The following is a 21,094-nucleotide window of genomic DNA, read 5'->3' on the forward strand; positions in this document are numbered from 1 at the left end:
TCAGTTCGCCTTGGCGGCGCGGCCGAGGCGGATGGCCGAGATGAGGAAGAAGATGGCGCCGGGGATGGCGTAGCCGATCGCGTTGGTCAGCACCGGGTTGTCCGAGGAGGCAGCGGCGATGAACGATCCGCCGGCGAGTACGGAGATGCCGCCGCTGATGATCATCGGCCACTGGCCGCCCATCGCGCGGCGGTTGACCGCCACGATCAGCTGAACCAGGCCGGCCACGACCGCCCAGGCACCCCACACGCGCAGGACCGCCGGGATGCCGGACGCGCCGGCGAAGGCCAGGCCGACCGCGGCGAGCAGGCTGACCGCGACGTTCACGTACAGCAGGTTGGGCGATCCGGTGGCGCGCGACGCGCGGGCGTCGATGACGGCGGCGGCCACGTCGAACAGCGGGTAGAGCACGAGCAGCGTCGCGGCGAGCGGGCCGAGGTGCTCGGCGGTCGTGAACATCACGAGGGCCCAGACGATGGCGAACGCGAAGCGGACGAAGTACAGCCGCCGCAGGGTGGACGCCGTCGTCGAGATCCCGGGTGCGGTAACGGTGGTCATGGTGATCCTTCGGTGGTTACTGAGAGGGGTACGGCGGCCAGCGGGCGCCGCGGGTCGGAAGCACCGCCCCGAAGAACGATCGTTCTACCTTGCCAATGATGACGACTTCGCGTCGAGCCGTCAAGACAGAACGTTCTACCCCCTGTCTACCCGCGCCTGGTTCGCGCTGGGCGAGGTCATCAGCGAGGAGCGGCCGGAACCCGATGGACCGACGGCGCGAGACCGAACGTTCTATTCGCTATCATGGGCTCATGGCACGTAGCGAGACCGACATCCGGCCGTCCGAGGCGCGACAACGGCTCCTCGACACGGCGACCAGGATCTTCTACGGGGAGGGAATCCACTCGGTCGGCGTCGACCGGATCATCACCGAGGCGAAAGTGACCCGGGCCACGTTCTATCGGCACTTTCCCGGTAAAGAGAATCTCGTCCTCGCCTATCTGCAGGCGGCCGATCAAGCCATTCGCGGCCAGGTCGACACGGCCGTCGCCGCCGGCCTACCGGCGCCCGACACCCTGAGGGCCGTTGCGGAGTCGATTGCCCAGGGCATCCAGTCCGCCGGTTTTCGCGGCTGCGCCTTCCTGAACGCCGTGGCTGAGTATCCCGACCCCGACCATCCCGTGCACCAGGCCGTCCTCACGCATCGACAGTGGTTCCTCGACACGATCAACACCTTGATGGCGAGCATCGAGAAGACCGAGGCCGAGGCCGCCGCGCAGCACTTCGTCATGCTCCGCGACGGCGCCATGGCGGCCGGCTGCCTCTTCGACCGGGTACTGATCTGCGAAACCTTCCTCCGCGGCGTCGAGGGACTCATCCGCACTCACGCCGCTCGCCAGCCGGCCTGAGCTGCGCTCGGCCTGCGTCCCGCCCGCCGAACCGTACGTCGTCGAAGAGGCCCGCATGCCCTCGCGCCGCGCGTCGTCCCGTTGCGGGATCCTCAATCGGTCCGGCTGCGGAGGCTCCGCGCCAGGGTGGGGATCATCACCGCCGCGGGGACGAGGTGTAGCCCGAGGAGGGCGCTGGCGGTGGCGGTGTTGGCCCCGGCGAGGAGGGGCGGGACCAACGAGACCGCGGTCAGCGACACTGCCGTCCACACGAATCGATCGGCGGGGCGAGCGCTCCACCGAAGCAGGGCGACGGCGATGACGATGCCCACGACCGAGAAGAAGCCGGTCACGACGGCGAACCCGGGCAACGGGATCGTCTCGCCGCCATCGGGGACCTCGAAGTCGACGCCGGCGGCCTGGGCGAGCGCAGCGGCCAGGGTGGTGGCCGCCATCGCCGTGAGCGTGGCGACGAAGCCGGTGCCGACGAGCCCGCGGAATCGGTGGCTGTGGCTGGTCTGGCCCGATGCCGGGTTTGCGACGACCTCGTTGTCACTCATGCTGTTCATGTCGTTCCTCCATCAGTCGATAGCTGGGCGTACGGGGGGCGTTGACCGGCAGGTGACGTGCTTGCTCTGGGCGTGACGATGCGTACCGTCGCCGTGCGACGGCCGGGGTTGCGCAGGGCGCGGACGCCGGTGCCGCGGAGCCAGAACCCGGCGCCGCGTCCGAGGACCGGTCCGGGCTCGCCGTCGCGCAGCTCCAGCTGGACCTGGCCCCGGGTGACGACGGCGAAGGCGTGGGACCACTCCGCCGGGACCACCGGGACGCGCGCGCCAGCGCGCAGCGCGAGCGTCCACACCGGACTACTCCGTGCCGTCCGCCGGCAGGCGCTCCGGCAGCCCGAGGCGCGGGAACTGGTCGTTGTGGAAGATGGTGATCTCGGTGATCGCGCCGCCGGTGATGCGAAGTACGTCGATGGTCAGCGGCAGGTACGCCTGCTCCTGCTCGCGCCAGAGGTAGAAGGCGATGGCGGGCTGGCGGTTCACGGAGGTGGGGACGGTGCGCAGGCGCCCCAGGCCCTCGAAGCCGCTCTCGGTCCAGTCCCGCACCACCGCGTCGCGGCCGACGTGAAGGCCCGGGGTGGGCGGCATCGAGCAGCGGACATCGTCCCGCAGGAGGGTGGCGACCGCCGCGACGTCGGTGGCCACGCTGGCGTCGGTGAAGCGGCGCACCAGCTCGCGCGTCCTGGCGTCCTCCTCGCCGCCGGTCCAGTCCTGCCGTTCGGCGGGCAGGTGCTCGCGCATGCCGGCGCGGGCCCGCTGCAACGCGCTGTTCACGGAGTTGACGGAGTCCCCGAGCAGCTCCGCGACGTCCTTCGCCGGCCAACCGAGCACGTCGCGCAGGATCAGCACGGCCCTCGGGCGCGGAGCGAGGTGCTGGACCGCGACCAGGTACGCCAGCTCGATCGTCTCCCGCGCGACGGCGACGGTCTCCGGCTCGTCCGCGTCACCCGCGGGCAGCTCGTCGAGCAGCCGGTCCGGGTAGGGCTGCAGCCACAGCACCTCTCCGCCGGTCGCGGGCTCCGGGCGGCGCTTGGCGAGCAGGTCCAGGCAGGCGTTGGTGGCGATCCGGTACAGCCAGGCCCGGAACGTCGACCGCCCCGCGAAGGTCTCCCGCCGCCGCCAGGCACGCAGGAACGTCTCCTGAACGGTGTCCTCGGCGTCCTCGAACGACCCGAGCATCCGGTAGCAGTGCACGTGCAGCTCCCGCCGGTGCCGCTCCGCCAGCCCCGAGAACGCCGGCTCGTCGACCTCGCCCAGACCGCTCACGCCCAGCTCCTCCAGCCGCGTGTCCGCACCCATCACGTCATCCTTCCGCCTCGTCGTGTTCCGTCGTAGGTATGACGGGTGCGGGCGCGACAACTCATCACTCGGGTCGGTCGGCACGGCTGATCGAGTGTCCGGTTGGTGCCTGAGCGACCTCTGGCATCGACGGCGTGGGCAGCTTCGGCGCGCCTGGAGGGGTCACCGCTGGGAGCGTCCCTCTCGCGAGGGGGATGGCTCACCTCAGGATGGGAGGCGTCATAGCGTCCGAATCCACGATCCTGCTGGTGTGAGAACTCATCGCGGCCCTCGTTGGGCGTACGGCGCGTTCGTGTGGTTGATCTTTTTCGTCGTGTCCCACGTGGTAGCGGTGTTCTTTCCGGGTGATGATCCGACCGGTGGCGGACCGTGGGATCTACGGGCATACGTGATCTTCAACGTCATTCTCATCCTCATGTCGGCCGTGGGGGCGGTCGTCGTCATGGGCACCGTCCGGCCGTGGGGACGGCGCGTCCCTCGGTGGGTGCTCCTTACGCCGCTGTGGTTCGGCAGCGCGCTACTGGTCGTCCGGGGGGTTCCCGGGATGGTCGAAAACCTGCTCATGGCCGCAGGCATCCGCCGAGGCGGTTTCCTGGGAGCGGACGACATCTCCACTGCGGAGTTCTGGGCCGGCATTGGCATCAACACCTATTTCTTCCTGGGCGGGGTGCTGATGGTCGCGACGACGGTCTCCTACTTCCGTCGATCACGAAGCGATGTGCGCGGCTGACGGCGCCATCTTCCGGACGTCCAGAGTGCCTGCGGCAACACCGGTGTGTTCGCCGAACGTGCCCGGGCGAGGTGACCTCCGGCGTAAGGCTGCGGTTACGCCGAGGTCGACTGCAGTCGGCGTGTCAGACGTGCCAGGCCGTCGAGACGCAGGTCGCCGTCCAGGCCTTTCAGCGCCGCGGTCATCGCGCCGGCGGCGCGCCCTGCCTGCAGCCCCACCTCGGCGTCCTCGACGACCAGGCACCGCGATGGCGATACGCCGAGCAGTTCGGCGGCACGCAGGTAGCCCTGCGGATCCGGCTTGCCCGCGCTGACGTCTTCCACGGTGACCAGCACGGGCGGATCGATGCCGGCGGCGCCGAGCCGGACCTTGGCTAGCCGGGCGTCGGCGCTGGTCACCACCGCCCAGGGCAGCCCCAGCCGGGCCAGTGTTGCCAGCAGTTCGTGGGCGCCGGGGGTGGGTCTGACGTCGGACAGGTCGTCGTACTGCAGCGCCAGTTGCCGTGCCGCTGCGCCGGTGACCGCAGCGTCGTCGAGCAAGGGCAGCAGCCGGCGAACGGTGTGATCGGCGGGACTGCCGTGCGCGATCGCCAGGGCCGCTGTGGGGGAGACCCCGTATTCGGCTGCCCATGTTCGCCAGGCCCGCTCGACAGCGGCGTCGGAGTCCACCAGAGTGCCGTCCATGTCGAACAGCACCGCGTCGATGCCTGACAGGTCCACGACCACGCTCCCGCTAATATGCTCGTGAGGCGAGGATAAGGGGGAATGATTTCGGTGGCAAGCCCTTCCCGTCAGCGCGCCGACACGGCCCGGTGGCACACGGCGTCGCAGGTACTGGCACAGGTGCACCGCAATCCCGGTATCACCCGTGCCCTGCTGGCCCAGCGGCTGGAGCTGACCAGCGGGCTGGCCACGGAGATCACCACCCGGCTCCGTGGCCTGCGACTGCTCGCGGAGGCGCCGGCTCCGGTGCAGGGCCGAGGAAGACCCACGACCGTCCTGCGGCCGCATCCCGACGGCCCGATGGTTCTGGCGGTCGACCTGCGACAGGAGGACTGGCGCTGCGCCGTAGCGGCCATCGACGGGCAGCTGCATGACCTGCGGGTCCGCCAGCACGACAGCCGTGAGCCAACCGCGGTACTGGCCGCCGTGCGCCGCGGCGTCGAGCAGGGCCGCGCCCGATACGGCCGCCGGCTGCGTGCGGTGTCGCTGGCCGTGGCCGGCACGATTCACGACCGTCACCTGGTACAGGCGTCCACGCTCGGCTGGGGGCCGGTCGACCTCAGCGTCGTCACCGAGGGAGGGCAACTGCCGTTCCTGCTCGGCAACGACGCGACCCTCGCCGGCGTCGCCGAGGCCCGCACCGGCGCGGCCACCACTGCCACCACCGCGCTGCACCTCATCGTCGAGGTCGGTGTCGGCGGCACGGTCACCGTCGACGGAAGGCCGATGACGGGCGCCCACGGGGCCGCCGGCGAGTACGGGCACCTGCCGTTCGGCGACCGGACCCGACGCTGCCCCTGCGGCGCCCGCGGCTGCTGGGACCTCGACGTCGACGGGCGGGCCCTGGCCCGCCACCTCAACGAGCCGACTCCCGCCGACCCCCGTAGCTACGCCCGCCAGATCCTCGCCCGTGTGAACGACAACCTGCACGCCCGGCAGGCGGTGTCCGCTGTCGCGGCAGCCCTCGGCGCGGGTGTCGCCGGTCTCGTCAACCTCCACGACCCTGACGTGGTCACCCTCGGAGGGATCGGCGCGCCACTGCGCAGCGCCGCCGCCGCGTCCTTCAACACCGCGTACGCCGACGGCCTGATGGCCTTCCACCGGACACAACCCCCACCCGTGGTGGACGCCGCGCACGGCGACAAGGGGGCTCTGTACGGCGCCGCGATCGTCGGCCTCGACCACGTCACCAGCGAAGCCGCCCTGGCGCAGTGGGCCGCGGACCTACGACACGAGCAGCCCTGAAACGGCGCCGTCGGATCGCCGATCTCTCCTACGAAAGGCCAGCCTGGATGGCCAGGATGGCGGCTCGCACGCGGTCGCGGCTTCCGGTCTTTGCCAGCACGTTCGCGACATGGGTTTTGACTGTGCTCATCGACAGATGAAGACTTCGCGCGATCTCGTCGTTGTTCAGCCCGGCGCCGATCAACGTGAGCACGTCGGTCTCGCGGGCGGTCAGCTGGTAGGTGGTGAGGTCCACGCGGGTCGCCGGGCCGGTCGACCGTACGCGTTCGAGGACGGCGCCGGTGATGTCGGCCGAGAGGATTGCGCCGCCGGCCGCGACTGTGCGTACGGCGGACATGAGGTCGTGGGCGCTACTGCGCTTGAGGAGGAACCCGCGCGCTCCGGAGGCGATGGCGTCCAAGACGTACGCATCATCGTCAAAGGTGGTGACGATGATGACGGCCGGGGCGTGGGGGATCGCGGCCAGTTCCCGGGTGGCTTGTAGGCCGTCCAGCACCGGCATGCGGATGTCGACGAGGGCGACGTCGATGCGGGGATCACAACGGACGGCGTCGAGGAGCTGTCGCCCGTCCGCGGCTTCGGCGGCGACGTGGATGTCCGGCTGGGAACGCAGGATCTGGCTGAAGCCGTCGCGGACCAGCTGCTGGTCGTCGGCGATCGCGACACGGATCATGGCTTCGCCACCGGCAGGATGGCCTCCAGCACCGTACCGCCGCTGGGGCGCCGGCCCACGTTCGAGCTGCCGCCGAGCGCCCGCGCGCGTTCCTCGATGCCGAGCAGCCCCGAGCCGCGTGTTGCGGCCTGGGGCGGTCCGATCCCGTCGTCGCTCACCCGCAGCCGGGCGTGGTCGCCGACGCGGATCAGCTCAACCCAGGCGGTGGTGGCGCTCGCGTGGCGGGCGATGTTGGTGATGGCCTCCTGAGCGATGCGGTATGCCGCCAGCACACCCACCTCGTCGAGTCCCGGCTCGGCGTCGAGCCGGACGTGCACCGTCACGCCCTGCTGGCGCAGCGGCTCGGCGAGCAGTTCGTCGATGTCGGACAGGCGCGGCGGGGCGCTCACGGTTATCGACGCGTCCGGGTCGCGTAGATGTACGACGAGCGTGTCCAGTTCACGTAGGGCGGTGCGGCCACTGTTCGCGATTGTCCGCAGCGCCACTGCCGGGTCGCTGCTGTACTGTCCGGCCTCGGCCTGGACCACCATCGCGGTGACGTGGTGACCGACCACGTCGTGCAGTTCGCGGGCCAGGTTTGTGCGCTGTTCCAGCCAGGCAGCCTGGTCACGTAGCACGCTCGTCTCCCGGGTGAGGGCGTTGCCGCGCGACCACGAGCGCATGAGGACGGCAAGGAGGTAGCCGGCCGCGACGAAGGCGAACGGCTGTTCGTAGGGCCCGCGATGGTTCAGCAGAGCGATGGCGAGGGCGCCGGCGGCGCCGGCAGAACCAGCCACCCATCCCAGCCACGGTCGGCGGGCAGGATCCTCGCAGGTCGAGACGAATACGAATGCGGCCGCCGCCAGGCCCAGCTGGACCGACTCACCGGTGCTGACGATCGCCACGAACCCGGCGCAGGCGGCGAAGACCAATGTCCGAGGGCCGGGAGGTAGGGCCATGGCCGTGAGGGCGGCGGGCAGCACCAGCCACACCCAGCCCGCCGGTACGAGCACGTTCTGGTCGACCGTCGTGACCACGGCTACGACGATCAGACCTGCCGCGCCATAGGTGAGCCGGCGCACGCCTTCGAGGCTGCGCACCCATCGCCCGATCGCTGTCACCACCTGCACAGTCTCGATGATCCGCCCTGGGGTCAGCCAGGTACTCAGGTACCAGCCGAACCGGCACCCCGGTACCGCAGCCGCACCGAGGTCGGCACCCCGGTACGTTCCGCCGTACGCCCCAGGAACCGCACGCTGCAGCGGTGACTCTCGTCGACTCCCGGCCCGCCCTGCAGGTCGGCCCGCTTCTCACCATCCCCAACTACATCACCATCACCCGGACGCTCGCCGCCGTCACACTCGGCATCGTCGCCCTCGTTTCCGGTTCCGTCGCCTTGATCGCAGTGGCGTACGGCGTCTACTGGCTCGGTGACATGCTCGACGGCCTGGCTGCGCGCCGGCTCGGCCAGGAGACCCGGGCCGGTGCCGTCCTCGACATCGTGAGCGACCGGGCATGCACCGCCGTGCTCTGTATGGGCCTGGTCGCCCTGATGCCCGATGTTTCGCTGGTCGCCGTGGTGTTTCTGCCATCGTTCATGGTCCTGGACACAATGCTGTCGCTGGCGTTCCTGTGCTGGCCGGTCATCAGTCCGAACTACTTCCATGTCGTTGACCGGCGCGTATGGGCATTGAACTGGTCGCCGCTGGCGAAGGCGGTCAATACCGCCGGGGTCATCGGCGCCGTGGCGTTCGGCCGATACTCGTTGGCAGTGACCGTGGCATTGGCCGTCCTTGTGATCAAGATCTGGTCCGCCGTGGCGGTGGCCAAACTGCTGAACCGGGACGGCCCGGCATGAGCGGTGTCCTGGAGGCCGCGGCTGCGCTCGGATACGGTTTCGCCTCGGCCCTTGTTCCGGTCGTCAACGCGGAGGCCTACGCCGTAGTCGCCGGGCAGCCGGGCGGGTACGCCGTGATCGCCGTGGTCGCTCTGGCGGTCGGGCAAACCGCTGGGAAGCTGCTGCTGTTGGAAGCTGCTCGTCGAGGAACTGGCCGGTTGGCCCGGAGGCACGCACGACGCAACCAATCGGGGCGCGTGGCTGCCCGGGCTGCCCGGTGGGCCGAGCCCGTCCGGCGCTGGCTCTCTCACCGCCGCACCGGTCTGCCGACGGTGCTCCTTTCCGCCTCCGTCGGCGTCCCACCACTCGCCTTGGTCAGCGTGGCCGCCGGAACCGCCGGCCTGCGACACTGGGAGTTCGCCGTCGCCTGCCTGCTCGGACGCGTCGTCCGTTTCGCGATCCTCGCCCTGCCCTTGGCCCTTGCGTGAGCCCGACCGCCACCGTGGCGGCTCCGAAGCATCGGAAACGGACGAGTCCCTGATGACCGCATGCCCCGGCCGCTGCATGCCGACGAAATGCGTCCCGCTGACCCGCTGACCGGGATCGCACTGTACGGGTGGGAACGCACCGCCCTTTCTGCTCTCAAGAGAATGACTCGATCGATCCGCACCGAAAGCCAATCATTGCGGGAATTTCCTGCACCAGCAGTTCCTCACGTTGATCGTTGCTCCTTTTCGGATGGAGGACTGATGCTGGCTCCGCTGCGATACGGCGCGTTCCGCTACCTCGCTGCTGGCCGGCTGGTCAACATGCTGGGCAACGGTGTCGCTCCCATCGCGCTGGCCTTCGCCGTACTCGATCTGACCGGCTCGGTGCGCGACCTGGGCCTGGTGGTCGGCGCCAGATCGCTGATGACCGTGCTGTTCGTGCTCTTCGGCGGGGTCGTGGCCGACCGGATTTCACGCCGGCTGGTCCTGGTCGGCTCGAACGTGCTGGGTGCGCTGACCCAGGCCGCGGTGGCCGCCCTGGTGCTCACCGGCACAGCGACGATCCCGCTGCTGCTGGCGCTCGGTGCAGCCAACGGCATCGTGAGCGCCCTGTCCCAGCCAGCCTCGGCCGCAGCGACGCCGCAGACGGTGCCGCCGGAGCTGATTCAGCCGGCCAATGCGCTCATCCGGCTCGGCGTCAACGCGGGCATGATCGGCGGGGCCGCGCTCGGTGGCCTCCTGGTGGCCGCCGTGGGGCCGGGGTGGGGGCTCGCCGTTGACGCGCTCACATTCGCTATCGCCGCTATCGCGTTCACCGGGGTCAGGGTCGCTGCTCCGCCGGCGAAGAGCACCCGCACGAGCATCGTCGCTGACGTTCGGGATGGCTGGGTCGAGTTCACCGCGCGGACCTGGGTCTGGGTGGTGGTGCTCGGCTTCATGATTCTCAACGGGGCCCTGGCCGGCGGCGTGAACGTGCTCGGCCCGGCCGTCGCGGACCAGACGATCGGCCGTAGCGCCTGGGGTGTGGTGTTGGCGGCGGAGACCGCCGGCATGGTCGTGGGCGGGCTGATCGCCCTACGCATCCGGGTTCGCCGGCTGCTGCTACTCGGGGTGGCCTGCATGTTCGCCGAGTCGTTCCTGCTGTTGGGGCTGGCCCTGGCGCCCACCATCGTCGTGCTGTTGCCGGCTGGGGTGGCGGTCGGCATCGCCGTCGAACAGTTCGCCGTCGCCTGGGACACATCGATCGCGCAGCACATCCCGGCCGACCACCTGGCCCGCGTCTACTCCTACGACATGTTGGGGTCGTGGGTCGCCATCCCACTCGGCCAGGTGACGGTCGGACCGGTCGCCGCGGCGATCGGTACCCGCGACACGCTGCTGATTCTCGCCACGATGGTGGTGCTCGCCGTCCTCGGCATGTTGGCCAGCCGGGACGTCCGCGGGTTGGAGGCGGTAGCCCTCGCCCGCGCCGCCGTCGCCCAACAGGCCGAGTCAGCCGACGGCGGATCGGGTGATGGTCCTGCCGCCACGCCCGCCGAACCAGCCGCCCGCGCCTGACCCGGCGGCAAGACTTCCTCGGGCCAGCCGCATCGCCAACTCGAGAAGCAGGATCAGCCGCCACCATGCCAAGGCAAAGGTGCGATCGGACCGTGGGGGTGGGCAGCCTCGGTTCTTGTTCTGCGCCGTGCGTTCGCACTAGTGACGGGCCGTGAGGCCGGTGATCAGAGGAGGTTCGTGGCCAACAACGAAGCGCTCCTGGCATTCCGAGCGGCTCGGCAGGCAGCGTGATGCACCCTGGGAGTGATTGTCACGCCCGCGGGTAGACGGTTGATCTCGTTCTGCCGTGTTGCGGGAGGTGTGATGGCCAAGCGTAGGACGTTCCGTGACGCCGTGGTGCTGATCACGGGGGCGTCGAGCGGGATTGGCCGCGCGACCGCGTTGGCGTTCGCTGACGAAGGGGCCAGGTTGGTACTCGTCTCGCGCAGCCAAGAAGCGCTCGCGGAGGTCGAGCACGACTGCCGGGCACGGGGTGGGCAGGTGCTGGTTGTGCCGACCGACATTGCGGATCCAGTGGCTGTGGAGCGGTTGGCCAGGCTGGCGGTGCAGCGGTTCGGGAAGATAGACGTCTGGGTTGAAGCGGTGGCCGTCGGCGTTGCCGGGCCGTTGGGCTCTGAATCGGTGGACGAGATTCGTCGGCTGGTGGACACCAACGTATTCGGCACCGTGCTGTGCACCCGCGCCGCCCTAGCTGTATTTCAGGCGCAGGGCAGCGGCAACCTCGTGCTCGTCGGGTCACTGCTGTCTGTGTTCCCGAACCCGCTTGTGCCGCTCTACTCCATGACGAAGTTCGCCATCAGAGGGCTGGCCCTGAACCTTCAGCAGGAGGTTGCCCGGCATCCTCGGATACGGGTCTGTCTCGTGTTACCCGGCCCGGTCGACACGCCGTTCTTCCAGCGGGCCGCCAACCACTCGGGCCGCCAGCTACGAGCTATCCCGCCCGCGTACGCACCGGAGCGTCTCGCTGCCGCGATCGTCGCATGCGCCCGCCGCCCGCGCAGGCAGGTGACAACCGGGGTGGTCTCGCACCTGGCGCTGTTCGCCCACCGGGTGGCACCGCGTGTCACCGAGTCGTTGGTCGCCCGGTGGAGCGCGACGTTCTTGACCAGGCCCGCCGCAGCCGCACCCGGGTCGGGGTCGCTGTTCGATCCACCACCGACCGGGGCCGTGCACGGCGGGTATCGCCGCATCCAGGTTCGTCGTCGGCTCGGCGAGTGGCTGGGCGTGGCCCAAGCAGGTAAGAACCGACAAAGCCCTGGCTGACCGTCACGCCAATCCGGCGCAGCGCTCGAGAAGCTGTGGGGGCGCGTAGACGCGAGCCTGTAGGCGCTACCTCGTCCTGTGGCCTCTGCCGTGAGCATGGCTTGCCTGATCTGACGGGTACCGGGGCGTAGGTCGGCCAACGATCGCCCGAAACCCGCTTCTGGTTGTTGACCTCTTCGGCGGATCCGAGTCCTCAGGTGGGTGCTTCCGCTTGTCGCGTGGCGCCGTCCGCACACGCCGATGAGCGCATACCCGCCCGTCACTGGGTGTCGGCCACCACGGTGTCGGTGGTGACTGGCTGCCTGAGGATGGTGCGCTGCTTGTCGGGTGCGACCTTGCGATAGTCGCTGAGGTAGATCTCGTGGTGGGTTCCGGCCATGCGAAGCCCGTTGCCGGGGATGAACTGATGATGCAGTTGTGCGAGGACGTCGGCCTCGTCATCGAAGGAACCGACGTGCAACGTCTGCACGCACCGCCCCTCGGACAGCGTTTGGAGGCGGACGCCGTCGAGACGCGTCGGCCGGTGCCTGGCAGCGGTTTGCTCGACGGCGGTGGTGAACATGATCTGGTTGATCCACTCGGGGACCATCAGCATCAGCGTCCAGTCCCACCGCGACTTGTCCCGTGCCACCGTGAAGGAGGCCATGTCCTCGGCCCACCACAGGCCTTCCAGAGGCGGGACGACATAGTCGCGCCCGAGGTCTCGCTTGCTGGCGAACTTCAGCTTGTAGGCCACTGGGTAGAGCGCTTCGACCGGCTCTGTGAAGGCGGGCGAGGTGTTGGGGTCGCCGTGGCCGTCGATCATGAGGTACTGCATGTCGGGTACGTCGACTATCCGGAACCGGCCTCGTTGCCCTTGGTAGGCGTCAAGGGTCTTCTTGAAGTCAATCTTGTCGTCGGTCTTCTTGGTCACGGGGCACCTGGACTCGGGTGGCGAGCCACTGCCTTTCTGCATCCATGAGGCTCAGGGAGTAGGAGAACACCTCACGCGCTGCGAGCGGGAGGTTGGCTTGTGCCTGCTGCGCCGCCTGGACTGCGGCGATCCGGGCTTCGAGCTGCGCCAGCCGGGTGCGCAGTGCCTGTGCGTACTGCTGCGCCGAGAGCAGGGACAGATTGGCGACGCCGACCAGCAGTGACTGTGGGACCGGTCGCGCCTCAGCGACGAAGGCCAGTGCGTTACGTGCCGCAACCCGGCGGCCCTCGGTGGTGGCGTGGAAGACGCGGCGGGACTTGGCGGCGGCCGGAGCCTCCGGGACATCGAGCAGGCCGCGCTGCTCCAGCTTGGTGAGCAGGTAGTAGATCGAGGAGAACCCGATGTCGGTCCACTGCCGTATGCCGCGCTGCTCGATCACCTGCTCCAGGTCGTAACCGTGCTGCGGCCGTTCGATGACCAGGCCCAACACGGTCAGCTCAGCGGGAGTCAACTCCACGACCGTACTCTAGCACTAGAATAGCTCCGGCGGGTCAACGCCACCTGCATCCAGGCCCCGGCTTCGCAGGGGCCGGCAGCGGGTATCGAACCGGATCGTCACGAGGGCGCGAAGGAGGATCGTCATGGCAGGCACCCGGCGGTTCCTGTTCATCCAGGGCGGCGGCGCGGGCGTGCACGACGAATGGGACAACAAGCTGGTCGACAGCCTGAGGCGCGAGCTCGGCGACGGGTATGAGGTCCGCTACCCGCGCATGCCCGACGAGGGCGAGCCCAGCTACGCCGGGTGGAGCGCGGCCATCCGGCGTGAAATGACGGCCTTGGGCGACGGCGCAGTCGTCGCGGGCCATTCGGTGGGCGGGACGATCCTCATCAACGCGCTCGCCGAGCGGCCACCGGAGCAGAAGCTCGCGGCGATCGTGCTGATCGCCGCCCCGTTCGTCGGTGCGGGCGGATGGCCCGGCGACGAGTTCGAGCTGCCGCACAACCTCGGCGCGAGGCTGCCGCAAGGCGTGCCGGTGCATGTGTTCCATGGACTCCAGGACGAAACGGCCCCGCCGTCGCACGCCGACCTGTACGCCCGCGTCATCCCGCAGGCACGACTGCACCCGCTGCCCGGGCGCGATCACCAGCTCAACAACGACCTGAGCGAGGTGGCGAAGGCGATTGAACTCGACGACCACGGACCCGCCACCCAGGAATAGCGGGCAGCCCAGAGCCCTCCTGACGACAGCCACGGCTTCGGCGCTCGGGCTTCCTGAACACGACCACCACGTCACGCTCCGGACGCACTCAACGGCACCCAACACCAACGAGCCGCCACCGAAGTTCCACGGAACTCGGGTCAACCTCGAATCCCGGACCGGATCATGGGCCATGGACCGCCGGCGGCGGTGACCTACGGATGCTCCGCGAGCTGTTCGGTCGCTCCGCCGCCGGCGCCATGCGCTACATCGAGACCGTCAACAGCCCGACCCGGCGGGAAACTACCGGATCTGACCTCGAGCACCTGGAACCAGATCCGTGGCCCGACCCGGTCAGGGTCGACGACGGAGCCTGCGCGTTCACCCTCGTCGCCGGTATCGGGCTGGCCCTGACCTTCGTACGCGCCCGGTCATGAGCGACCGCGCGCGGACCGCCGCGTGATGTAGTCCGGGGCAGGGCCACCTTGCCTCTCCCTGCGGCTCGGGCCCACGGCGGCGGCTCATAGCAGGACGAACGAGAAGCTCTGGTGAGGTCTTCGATTGAGCTGAACGCCGATCTTGACGCAGCGAGCGATCTGCTCGCGGCTGATGCCCAGCCCTCTGGGCGATGAACCGTTCGGGGCGAGGGGAGAAGTCCTGGTCGCAGGTGACGCAGGCGACCAGGCGCCAGACGTCGCGGAGTTTGTCGTTGGCACTGACGCGGAACTTCCCATCGCCGGTGGTGGCGGGGTCGGAAAGGCCGGTGCTGGCGGGGCCGGAAGGGCGGTGGACGCAGCGGAAGGCGAGCTCGGGAAGGCCCGTGCGCGCAAGGGTCCAGGACAGAACGATATGAGGACGCGTAGACATGATCTCTCTCAAGACCTGACGGAAGGCATGGGAAATGAGCCGACGGCGACGTCGGCGACCGATGCGGGAAGGTGTCAGGTCTAAAGAGCAGGCGGCGTCACGCGGGGTGGAGTCCTCTCGTGATCGGGTCGGAGAAAGCAGATCCAGTTACAAGGTAGGTCGGGACGGGCTGGCGAGGCGATCCGTTTTTGTCCTGCCATCGACTCAGATCACACCGAAGCGCTTCTGGTCGAGGATGTGCTCGAGGAACTGCTTGCTCGTGAGCCGCCTCGCATGCGGTGTCACGTGCGGTCACGGCAGGTAGGGGCCCTGCGGGGAGGGCCGGCGGGCCGTTTATGGCAAACCTCCCCGCACTGGCCTCGGTTGCGGGCAAGATGAGACGGGTTCGCCCAGCGACACGGTGATCGGGGGGTCGGCCGTGAACGACGGATTGGTGACCAGGCGGAGCGCCCACGATGTCGGAGCGACAATCTCGGCGCTGCGGGCTGAGGCCGAACGCGTAGGCGCTGCGGTGGCGGCGGTGGTCGACCATGCGGCGGCCGCTCGCAAGGCCGGACTGAATATGCCCGACACACAGGTCATCATCTTTGGGAACCCGCAGGCGGGCACTCCGCTCATGCAGGCCCGACCCGAGATCGCCATCGACCTGCCAATGCGACTCATGGTGCGGGACGACGGCCAGCCCGGCTCGCTGGTCACCTGGCAGGACCCCGCGTACCTCGCCCAGCGGTACGGACTGGGCGAGGACCAGCTTGCACCCCTGAACGCCCCAGCCAAGATCGCCTCCGCCATCGACGGCCATTGAGCACGGCCCGAATCGGCCGCAGGAGACGTCACTCTTGTGCACAGCGCGGCGATGCGACGAGAGGCTCGAGCTGTCGAGGCCCTGCGGATCGGTGACGAGGCCCAGCGCCCCCCATGTGTAGGCGCCCGGCCAGTCCGGCTCCACCCTCGCGTGTAGGAGGCGACGGGACCGGGAAGGCTACGAAATGGCGTACGTCATCGACCGGGACAATCTGGCCCGGCTGACCGCGGAGGTCGCCGGCCCGGTTCTGGTGCCCGGCGACGAGGGTTACTCCGCGGAGACCGCCACATGGAATACGGCCCTGGCGCAACGCCCGGTCGTCGCGGTCGGTGCCACGTCCGCCGCCGACGTGCAGGCCGCCGTCTGCTTTGCCGACGCGAACGGTCTGCCGGTCGCCGCGGTCGCTACGGGGCACGGTGCGGTCGTGCCCGCGGACGGCGCCGTCATGATCAATCTGCGCCGGATCAGTGGCGTCAGCGTCGATGCGGGGTCGCGTACGGCGACGATCGGCGCCGCCGTCACAGCCCAGCGACTGATCGAGGCGGCGGCCGAGGCCGGCCTGGCGCCGCTGGCCGGTTCGTCGCCCAACGTCGGTATGGTCGGCTACGTCCTCGGCGGCGGGCTCAGCCCGACCCTCGGCCGCACGTACGGCTACGCCGCCGACCATGTGCACACCGCCGAGATCGTCTCCTCGGACGGCTCGCTCCGGAGGATCGACACGGACCACGAGCCGGACCTGTTCTGGGCAATCCGGGGTGGCATGGGCAACTTCGGCGTGGTCACCTCGCTCACCATCGGCCTGGTGCCGGTGACGAGCCTGTACGGCGGCGGGCTGTACTTTGCCGGCGAACACGTCAAGGAGGTGATCGACGCGTACTGCCGGCTGGTTGCCGCCGCCCCGGAGGAGCTGACGGTCTCGTTCGCGTTCCTGCGGCTGCCGTCGGTGCCGTCCGTGCCGGAACCGTTGCGAGACCGCTTCACCGTCCACGTGCGGATCGCCTACCTGGGGCCAGCCGCCGACGGTCAACGGCTCGTCGCGGACCTGCGCGCCGCGGCGCCGGCGCTGATCGACACGGTGGCCGAGATGCCGTACACGGGGATCGCCGCGATCCACGCCGATCCTGTCGCGCCGGCCCCGACGTACGAGATGTCGGCGCTGCTCCGCGATTTTCCGGCGGAGGCCGCCGAGGCGCTGATCGCCGTCGCCGGCCCGGGCGCCGACACCCCGGCGACGATCGAGATCCGCCAGCTCGGCGGCGCGCTCGGCCGCGAACCGCGTGTGCCGAACGCCGTCGGCAACCGGGACGCCGCCTTCCAGCTCTCCGCTGCCGCGTTCGGCGCGCCCGGCATGGCGCACGAGTTCCGCGCGCCGTTGGCCGCGCTCGCCGACGCGATGGCCCCCTGGGCGACGGGCGGCAAGCAGGCCAACTTCCTGACCGGCTACGACACGACGGTTGAGGCGGTGGCGCGGGCCTACGATCCGGACACCTACCACCGTCTGGTGCAGGCCAAGCGTGCCTTCGACCCAGGCAACATGTTCCGCGTCAACCACAACATCAGTCCGGGACGGTGAACGACGAGCCCTGGCGACGCCCCCCCGGGATCCCCGGGCCCACGTGGTCAATCCCCGAAGCTCATGTCGACGCACCGAGCCTCCGTCAGAACGATGAGGCTCCGGCCACGAGTGCCCGGGCGGAGTCCGTCCACCAGTAGAGGACCTCCCGGCCCGACCGGCGTTTCTGGAGCAGGCCGGCCTCCGTCAGCACGCGCAGGTGACCACCGACCGTGCCGAGCGGCAGTCCGGTCGCGGCGACCACGGCCGTGGTGCTGACCGGCTCGGACGCCTGCACCAGAATCCTGCATCGAGATCTCCAAGCAGGCGGCGCAGAGGATCCGGTGTGGAGAGAGCCGTCTCGGTGAAGATCCCCGTCACCGGATAGACGATCCCGAAGCGGTCGGGCAACCTCCAGGAGATCCAGCCGCCCCGGCAGTGAGCCGCGAAGAAGGTCAGCGTCCCGCCCCGCACGTCGCACGGTGGGTAAGGCCGCTGCTCGACCTGCAGCCGGCCGTCGCCGATCCAGTGCATGCCCGGCCGCATGTCGTTGATGACCCCGGACCATCCGTCCCTGCCGAGGCGGGAGATCCGGGACACCACGTCGGCGCGCAGCACCGACTGTCGGCGCGGCCAGTCCGGCTCGATCGTGTGGTGCCAGACCCAGCGCAACAGAGCGGCCGTCCGGCCCGCTAACCCTGTACCGCGTAGTTCCGGGGCCAGCGGGGACCGTACGTGGGCCAGATCCTCACGGATCCGGTCGTCCGGCAGTGACTCCAGCTCCACGAGCTCGTCGTCCAGCGTCATGTCCGGACGGGCGGGCGGCACCGTCAGGAAGTCAGCCATCCAGGAGGACGAGATCGCGTGCGCGACGATGGCCGCCGTCACCGGGTCGCCGTCGAGATAGTCATGGAACGCATCGACATGCTGGTCCCGCCAGGCCCGGTGCCACGGAAGCGGCTGACCCCGGCGCAGGATATTGAGCGCCCCCAACGTCTCGGTGAGCTGTGAAGTGCCGAAACGCGCCTGCGCCATCACTTCGGCGTCGACCAGGAAGACCGCCATGTTTCGCCTCCAGTCGAAACTCTAGGGTGGCACCGCGCGACGCTGCAAGCTCCTCGCCATGCACAGCGACACCCAGCCAAGCGACCCGACGTCCGTGAGCGCGCGAAACTTCAGAGCCTTGTGGGCAGGCGCCGCGGTCACCAACCTGGCTGACGGCGTCGTCAAGCTGACCCTGCCTCTGGTGGCCGTCTCGATGACGGACTCCCCGGCGCTGGTCGCCGGAATCACCCTGGCCAACACTCTGCCCTGGTTGGTGTTCTCGCTGCCCGCCGGCGCGTTCGCCGACCGGGTCGACCGCCGACGCCTGATCATGACGATGGCCGCGGCGCGCGCCCTGGTCCTGGCCGTGCTCGTGGGTGCCATCCTCGCGGATATCCTCCCGCTGGCCGGCCTGTACGCGGGGGCGCTGCTCCTCGGCACCGCCGAGGTGTTCGCCGACACAACCCGAATGTCGGTCGTGCCGATGGTCGTGCCCCGCAATCGCATGGAATCCGCGTTCGCGAAGTTGACCGCGACCGAGACTGCGGCCAACGAGTTCATCGGGCCGCCTCTGGGTGGCCTGCTGGCCGCCGCCGGACTGGCCGCCGCGCTCGGCGCCGGCGGCGTGGGCTACGCCGGCGCGCTGCTCCCCTTGGCGATCATGACCGGCCACTACCGCAGCAACGGTTACCCCAGACCGGCGACGGGCGCGTGCGGCCTCCGCGCCGACATCTGGGAGGGAATCCGATACGTGTGGCGGGAAAGGATTCTGCGGACCCTGCTGCTGGTGGCCGGCGCGGCGAGCGGATGCTGGGCGGCCTGGATGGCGGTGATCGTCGTCTACGCGGTCGCACCCGGGCCGATGGATCTGAGCCGCTCGCAGTACGGACTGCTGATCGGCGCCCTGGGAGTGGGCGGCGTCGTGGGAGCCTCCGCCGCGCCCGCGCTCACTCGCCGGCTGGGGCGGCGGGTCGTCCTTGCCACGTCGATGGCCAGCTTCGCCGTGCTGCTGGCAGCACCGGCGATCACCTCGTCGCCTCGGCTGATCGCCGTGACGACCGTCTTGGGCGGCGCCGGTTCCGGCGCCTGGAACGTCACCTACAGCTCGCTGCGCGCGCTCGTCGTGCCCGACGAGATGATGGGCCGCTACAGCGGAGTCAGCCGCCTGACCAGCTGGGGATCGATGCCGCTCGGGGCTCTGTTCGCCGGCCTCACCGCGGAGCTGATCAGCGTACGAGCGGTCTTCTGGGGCGGAGCAGCACTCTGCGCTCTCGTGCTCGCAGCGACGTTACGAACGGTCACCTCATCCGAATTCCGACGGGTAGAAGCCCGCGCGAGCGCCTCTCACGCACCTGCGTCCGCGCAGCCGCACCTGTCCTGACTTCCGGGTCACCCGGGCGAGGTCGACTCTGACTGTGATCCAGCGGTCGGACCCGCAATCTCCAGGCGCAGTACCTTTCAACCTCTGTCGCAGTGCCGTCGACCACGAGCTCAAGCAGCCGGCGTGACCGGGGATCGCAGGCCGAGCCACTGCTCGGCGTCCCAGGCCCGGAACCGCTCTATCTCGGTGAACCCCAGCTTTGCCGCGAGGCGCATCGAGGCGACGTTGGCGGTCTGGGTGGTGAGCACCACCGGCTCGCCGGGAAGGACGGCGTCGAACCAGTCGAGTGCCGCCGTGCACGCCTCGGCGGCGTACCCGAATCCCCACGCCCGCGGCAGGAACAGGTACCCGAGATCGGCCTTCCCCGCGGCAGCCGGGCGACGGTGCCCCGTTGCTCTCCTGAGCAGGATCTGACCGATCATCGCCCCGCCGAGATCGACGACGAAACTTCCGGGCCACCGCTCGGGCGCCTCGGGCATCTCGCGTTCAAGCTCGTCACGTGGCCGAGGGCCGCCGAGGTAGGTGTGCACCTCTGGCGAGGCCAGCAGCTCGATGAACGCCGCACGGTCCCGGGCCTCGGACTCACGCAGTACGAGCCTCTCGGTCTGGATCGGCTCGGGCGGCCAGGCGACGGGTCCGAGCTCAGTCATGTCGGCGAGCTAATCAGCAGACCCGGGCCGCGATCAAGACTCACGGACCGACCAACCAACCGGCCCGGGCCTCACCTACGCGGCCGGTCCCGACACGCCACGCCTGCATGAGCCTCCCGTTCTCGTGAACAGGCCGGTAGCGGCGGTCGGTGACGGCTGCGCAATGATCGGGGACAGCGCTCGGTGGGAGCGCCTCATAAGATCAACGTCATGCAGTTGATCGAGCGGCCGTGGGGTGTCACCGCTTACGGCGCGGCGAGCGTGAAGTCCATGCCGGACATGGTCCGAGCGAGATTCCGGGTCGTGCGGGTGGAACAGACTCCGTCGGAGGCGTTCGCCACGGCGGCTGCGGCTGTGCACGAGGTGCGTCAGGCGCTGCGCAACCACGGTGTTGCCGACAGCGCGGTGGAGCGGTCAAGGCTCGACCTCAAGAGCTCGTGGAGTGGCTACGGCCCGGAGCGGGTGTTCCTCGGCTATCAGTGCCAGGCGTCGTTTGCCATGGAGTCCGGCCGGCTGGACGTCGTTCAGCAGTTGCTCGATGACGTCGTCGTCGCCGGCGCGAACGAGATTGAGGCGGTTGACTTCGACGTCACGACGAAGGGGGAGATGCGGGCGGACGCTCGCCGTCAGGCGGTAGCGGCTGCTCGGCGCAAGGCCGAGTTGTACGCCGACGCCGCCGGTGTCCGGCTCGGCGCCGTCGTGCACATCGACGACGTTGATCCAGAAAGCGTGGGGCACGAGCGATACCGTGGCCACGGCTCGGGCGGCGCGGCCTCTGCCCAGGACCTCGCTCCCGGGCATGTGGTCGTTTCTGCTGCGGTAATCCTCGGCTTCTCGATCACGCACGACTGATTCCACGTCCGGGCGCCGGCCGGTCCCACCGCAGAGCCCACCGACCGTCGCTGTGTCTTCCCACGGACCCCCGGATCCGGCGTGAAG

General features: G+C 69.6%; 23 protein-coding genes. 13 read left to right on the top strand and 10 right to left on the bottom strand.

Annotated elements, in window-relative coordinates; translation table 11 throughout:
- Positions 1 to 558 carry a hypothetical protein gene (locus ACIBBA_RS31360; protein WP_396702170.1) on the bottom strand — a complete coding sequence of 186 codons (558 nt, stop codon included), beginning with the start codon at positions 556 to 558 and terminating at the stop codon, positions 1 to 3.
- Between the two features lie 251 nt (positions 559 to 809).
- Here ACIBBA_RS31360 and ACIBBA_RS31365 point away from each other — a divergent pair, with 251 nt between their 5' ends.
- Complete coding sequence (locus ACIBBA_RS31365; RefSeq protein ID WP_396702172.1) at positions 810 to 1,406, top strand: TetR/AcrR family transcriptional regulator; 597 nt, start codon at positions 810 to 812, stop codon at positions 1,404 to 1,406.
- 92 nt (positions 1,407 to 1,498) lie between these two features.
- Here ACIBBA_RS31365 and ACIBBA_RS31370 read toward each other — a convergent pair whose 3' ends face one another.
- Both ACIBBA_RS31370 and ACIBBA_RS31375 read right to left on the bottom strand, forming a co-directional pair.
- Positions 1,499 to 1,954 (bottom strand): DUF6069 family protein, encoded by a 456-nt coding sequence (locus ACIBBA_RS31370; protein ID WP_396702174.1) that lies wholly within the window; start codon positions 1,952 to 1,954, stop codon positions 1,499 to 1,501.
- 297 nt (positions 1,955 to 2,251) lie between these two features.
- The gene (locus ACIBBA_RS31375) at positions 2,252 to 3,253 is read right to left on the bottom strand and encodes an RNA polymerase subunit sigma-70 (protein ID WP_396702176.1); all 1,002 of its coding nucleotides are present in this window, start codon (positions 3,251 to 3,253) and stop codon (positions 2,252 to 2,254) included.
- A gap of 289 nt (positions 3,254 to 3,542) precedes the next feature.
- On the opposite strand from ACIBBA_RS31375, the gene ACIBBA_RS31380 reads away from it, so the two are divergent.
- Positions 3,543 to 3,980 (top strand): DUF3995 domain-containing protein, encoded by a 438-nt coding sequence (locus ACIBBA_RS31380; RefSeq protein ID WP_396702178.1) that lies wholly within the window; start codon positions 3,543 to 3,545, stop codon positions 3,978 to 3,980.
- Between the two features lie 95 nt (positions 3,981 to 4,075).
- Here the strand turns inward: ACIBBA_RS31380 and ACIBBA_RS31385 are convergent, their stop codons facing one another.
- The gene (locus tag ACIBBA_RS31385) at positions 4,076 to 4,705 is read right to left on the bottom strand and encodes an HAD-IA family hydrolase (protein WP_396702180.1); all 630 of its coding nucleotides are present in this window, start codon (positions 4,703 to 4,705) and stop codon (positions 4,076 to 4,078) included.
- A 39-nt stretch (positions 4,706 to 4,744) separates the two neighbouring features.
- On the opposite strand from ACIBBA_RS31385, the gene ACIBBA_RS31390 reads away from it, so the two are divergent.
- Positions 4,745 to 5,947, top strand: coding sequence for an ROK family transcriptional regulator (locus ACIBBA_RS31390; RefSeq protein WP_396702182.1), 1,203 nt, complete (start codon positions 4,745 to 4,747; stop codon positions 5,945 to 5,947).
- Between the two features lie 28 nt (positions 5,948 to 5,975).
- On the opposite strand, the gene ACIBBA_RS31395 is transcribed toward ACIBBA_RS31390, so the two are convergent.
- A complete protein-coding gene (locus ACIBBA_RS31395) occupies positions 5,976 to 6,620 on the bottom strand; it encodes a response regulator (protein ID WP_396702184.1) in 645 nt (214 codons plus the stop codon).
- Positions 6,617 to 7,729 (bottom strand): sensor histidine kinase, encoded by a 1,113-nt coding sequence (locus ACIBBA_RS31400; RefSeq protein WP_396702186.1) that lies wholly within the window; start codon positions 7,727 to 7,729, stop codon positions 6,617 to 6,619. Before ACIBBA_RS31400 ends, ACIBBA_RS31395 begins: the two co-directional genes overlap by 4 nt.
- A gap of 134 nt (positions 7,730 to 7,863) precedes the next feature.
- Here ACIBBA_RS31400 and ACIBBA_RS31405 point away from each other — a divergent pair, with 134 nt between their 5' ends.
- The 4 genes from ACIBBA_RS31405 (at position 7,864) to ACIBBA_RS31420 (ending at position 11,744) form a co-directional block, all read left to right on the top strand.
- Entirely contained in the window at positions 7,864 to 8,457 is a 594-nt protein-coding gene (locus tag ACIBBA_RS31405; protein WP_396702188.1) for a CDP-alcohol phosphatidyltransferase family protein, read from the top strand.
- Positions 8,454 to 8,924: a VTT domain-containing protein gene (locus ACIBBA_RS31410; RefSeq protein ID WP_396702190.1), complete on the top strand. Its 471-nt coding sequence runs from the start codon at positions 8,454 to 8,456 to the stop codon at positions 8,922 to 8,924. The genes ACIBBA_RS31405 and ACIBBA_RS31410 overlap by 4 nt, the downstream gene beginning before the upstream one ends.
- A gap of 60 nt (positions 8,925 to 8,984) precedes the next feature.
- Complete coding sequence (locus ACIBBA_RS31415; RefSeq protein ID WP_396702192.1) at positions 8,985 to 10,481, top strand: MFS transporter; 1,497 nt, start codon at positions 8,985 to 8,987, stop codon at positions 10,479 to 10,481.
- Between the two features lie 333 nt (positions 10,482 to 10,814).
- Entirely contained in the window at positions 10,815 to 11,744 is a 930-nt protein-coding gene (locus ACIBBA_RS31420; RefSeq protein WP_396702194.1) for an SDR family NAD(P)-dependent oxidoreductase, read from the top strand.
- A gap of 259 nt (positions 11,745 to 12,003) precedes the next feature.
- Here the strand turns inward: ACIBBA_RS31420 and ACIBBA_RS31425 are convergent, their stop codons facing one another.
- The gene (locus ACIBBA_RS31425) at positions 12,004 to 12,657 is read right to left on the bottom strand and encodes a GyrI-like domain-containing protein (RefSeq protein ID WP_396702196.1); all 654 of its coding nucleotides are present in this window, start codon (positions 12,655 to 12,657) and stop codon (positions 12,004 to 12,006) included.
- A complete protein-coding gene (locus ACIBBA_RS31430) occupies positions 12,629 to 13,174 on the bottom strand; it encodes a PadR family transcriptional regulator (RefSeq protein ID WP_396702198.1) in 546 nt (181 codons plus the stop codon). The genes ACIBBA_RS31425 and ACIBBA_RS31430 overlap by 29 nt, the downstream gene beginning before the upstream one ends.
- Before the next feature lie 124 nt (positions 13,175 to 13,298).
- On the opposite strand from ACIBBA_RS31430, the gene ACIBBA_RS31435 reads away from it, so the two are divergent.
- From ACIBBA_RS31435 to ACIBBA_RS31450, 4 genes are all read left to right on the top strand, one after another.
- Entirely contained in the window at positions 13,299 to 13,877 is a 579-nt protein-coding gene (locus tag ACIBBA_RS31435; protein WP_396702200.1) for an alpha/beta fold hydrolase, read from the top strand.
- A 200-nt stretch (positions 13,878 to 14,077) separates the two neighbouring features.
- Positions 14,078 to 14,293, top strand: coding sequence for a hypothetical protein (locus ACIBBA_RS31440; RefSeq protein ID WP_396702202.1), 216 nt, complete (start codon positions 14,078 to 14,080; stop codon positions 14,291 to 14,293).
- Between the two features lie 848 nt (positions 14,294 to 15,141).
- Complete coding sequence (locus ACIBBA_RS31445) at positions 15,142 to 15,528, top strand: DUF302 domain-containing protein (protein ID WP_396702204.1); 387 nt, start codon at positions 15,142 to 15,144, stop codon at positions 15,526 to 15,528.
- Between the two features lie 184 nt (positions 15,529 to 15,712).
- Positions 15,713 to 17,101 carry an FAD-binding oxidoreductase gene (locus ACIBBA_RS31450; RefSeq protein WP_396702206.1) on the top strand — a complete coding sequence of 463 codons (1,389 nt, stop codon included), beginning with the start codon at positions 15,713 to 15,715 and terminating at the stop codon, positions 17,099 to 17,101.
- A 186-nt stretch (positions 17,102 to 17,287) separates the two neighbouring features.
- Here the strand turns inward: ACIBBA_RS31450 and ACIBBA_RS31455 are convergent, their stop codons facing one another.
- Positions 17,288 to 18,145, bottom strand: a complete 858-nt coding sequence (locus ACIBBA_RS31455) for a transcriptional regulator (protein WP_396702208.1) — start codon at positions 18,143 to 18,145, stop codon at positions 17,288 to 17,290.
- A gap of 58 nt (positions 18,146 to 18,203) precedes the next feature.
- Between ACIBBA_RS31455 and ACIBBA_RS31460 the strand changes: the two genes are divergently transcribed.
- Positions 18,204 to 19,505 carry an MFS transporter gene (locus ACIBBA_RS31460; protein WP_396702210.1) on the top strand — a complete coding sequence of 434 codons (1,302 nt, stop codon included), beginning with the start codon at positions 18,204 to 18,206 and terminating at the stop codon, positions 19,503 to 19,505.
- Between the two features lie 110 nt (positions 19,506 to 19,615).
- Here the strand turns inward: ACIBBA_RS31460 and ACIBBA_RS31465 are convergent, their stop codons facing one another.
- Positions 19,616 to 20,155 (bottom strand): GNAT family N-acetyltransferase, encoded by a 540-nt coding sequence (locus ACIBBA_RS31465; RefSeq protein WP_396702212.1) that lies wholly within the window; start codon positions 20,153 to 20,155, stop codon positions 19,616 to 19,618.
- Between the two features lie 210 nt (positions 20,156 to 20,365).
- Between ACIBBA_RS31465 and ACIBBA_RS31470 the strand changes: the two genes are divergently transcribed.
- Entirely contained in the window at positions 20,366 to 21,007 is a 642-nt protein-coding gene (locus ACIBBA_RS31470) for an SIMPL domain-containing protein (protein ID WP_396702214.1), read from the top strand.
- Positions 21,008 to 21,094: the final 87 nt, after the last annotated feature.

It is taken from the genome of Micromonospora sp. NPDC051006, assembly GCF_044456245.1.
Lineage (GTDB): Bacteria > Actinomycetota > Actinomycetes > Mycobacteriales > Micromonosporaceae > Micromonospora.

What these genes read in the sequence shown, in the direction of transcription:
- ACIBBA_RS31370 (WP_396702174.1), bottom strand. Translation starts at nt 1,954, where the DNA reads ATGAACAGCATGAGTGACAACGAGGTCGTCGCAAACCCGGCATCGGGC.
- ACIBBA_RS31455 (WP_396702208.1), bottom strand. Translation starts at nt 18,145, where the DNA reads ATGGCGGTCTTCCTGGTCGACGCCGAAGTGATGGCGCAGGCGCGTTTC.
- ACIBBA_RS31435 (WP_396702200.1), top strand. Translation starts at nt 13,299, where the DNA reads ATGGCAGGCACCCGGCGGTTCCTGTTCATCCAGGGCGGCGGCGCGGGC.
- ACIBBA_RS31450 (WP_396702206.1), top strand. Translation starts at nt 15,713, where the DNA reads ATGGCGTACGTCATCGACCGGGACAATCTGGCCCGGCTGACCGCGGAG.
- ACIBBA_RS31410 (WP_396702190.1), top strand. Translation starts at nt 8,454, where the DNA reads ATGAGCGGTGTCCTGGAGGCCGCGGCTGCGCTCGGATACGGTTTCGCC.
- ACIBBA_RS31440 (WP_396702202.1), top strand. Translation starts at nt 14,078, where the DNA reads ATGCTCCGCGAGCTGTTCGGTCGCTCCGCCGCCGGCGCCATGCGCTAC.
- ACIBBA_RS31470 (WP_396702214.1), top strand. Translation starts at nt 20,366, where the DNA reads ATGCAGTTGATCGAGCGGCCGTGGGGTGTCACCGCTTACGGCGCGGCG.
- ACIBBA_RS31360 (WP_396702170.1), bottom strand. Translation starts at nt 558, where the DNA reads ATGACCACCGTTACCGCACCCGGGATCTCGACGACGGCGTCCACCCTG.
- ACIBBA_RS31390 (WP_396702182.1), top strand. Translation starts at nt 4,745, where the DNA reads ATGATTTCGGTGGCAAGCCCTTCCCGTCAGCGCGCCGACACGGCCCGG.
- ACIBBA_RS31460 (WP_396702210.1), top strand. Translation starts at nt 18,204, where the DNA reads ATGCACAGCGACACCCAGCCAAGCGACCCGACGTCCGTGAGCGCGCGA.
- ACIBBA_RS31415 (WP_396702192.1), top strand. Translation starts at nt 8,985, where the DNA reads ATGCCCCGGCCGCTGCATGCCGACGAAATGCGTCCCGCTGACCCGCTG.
- ACIBBA_RS31395 (WP_396702184.1), bottom strand. Translation starts at nt 6,620, where the DNA reads ATGATCCGTGTCGCGATCGCCGACGACCAGCAGCTGGTCCGCGACGGC.
- ACIBBA_RS31365 (WP_396702172.1), top strand. Translation starts at nt 810, where the DNA reads ATGGCACGTAGCGAGACCGACATCCGGCCGTCCGAGGCGCGACAACGG.
- ACIBBA_RS31465 (WP_396702212.1), bottom strand. Translation starts at nt 20,155, where the DNA reads ATGACTGAGCTCGGACCCGTCGCCTGGCCGCCCGAGCCGATCCAGACC.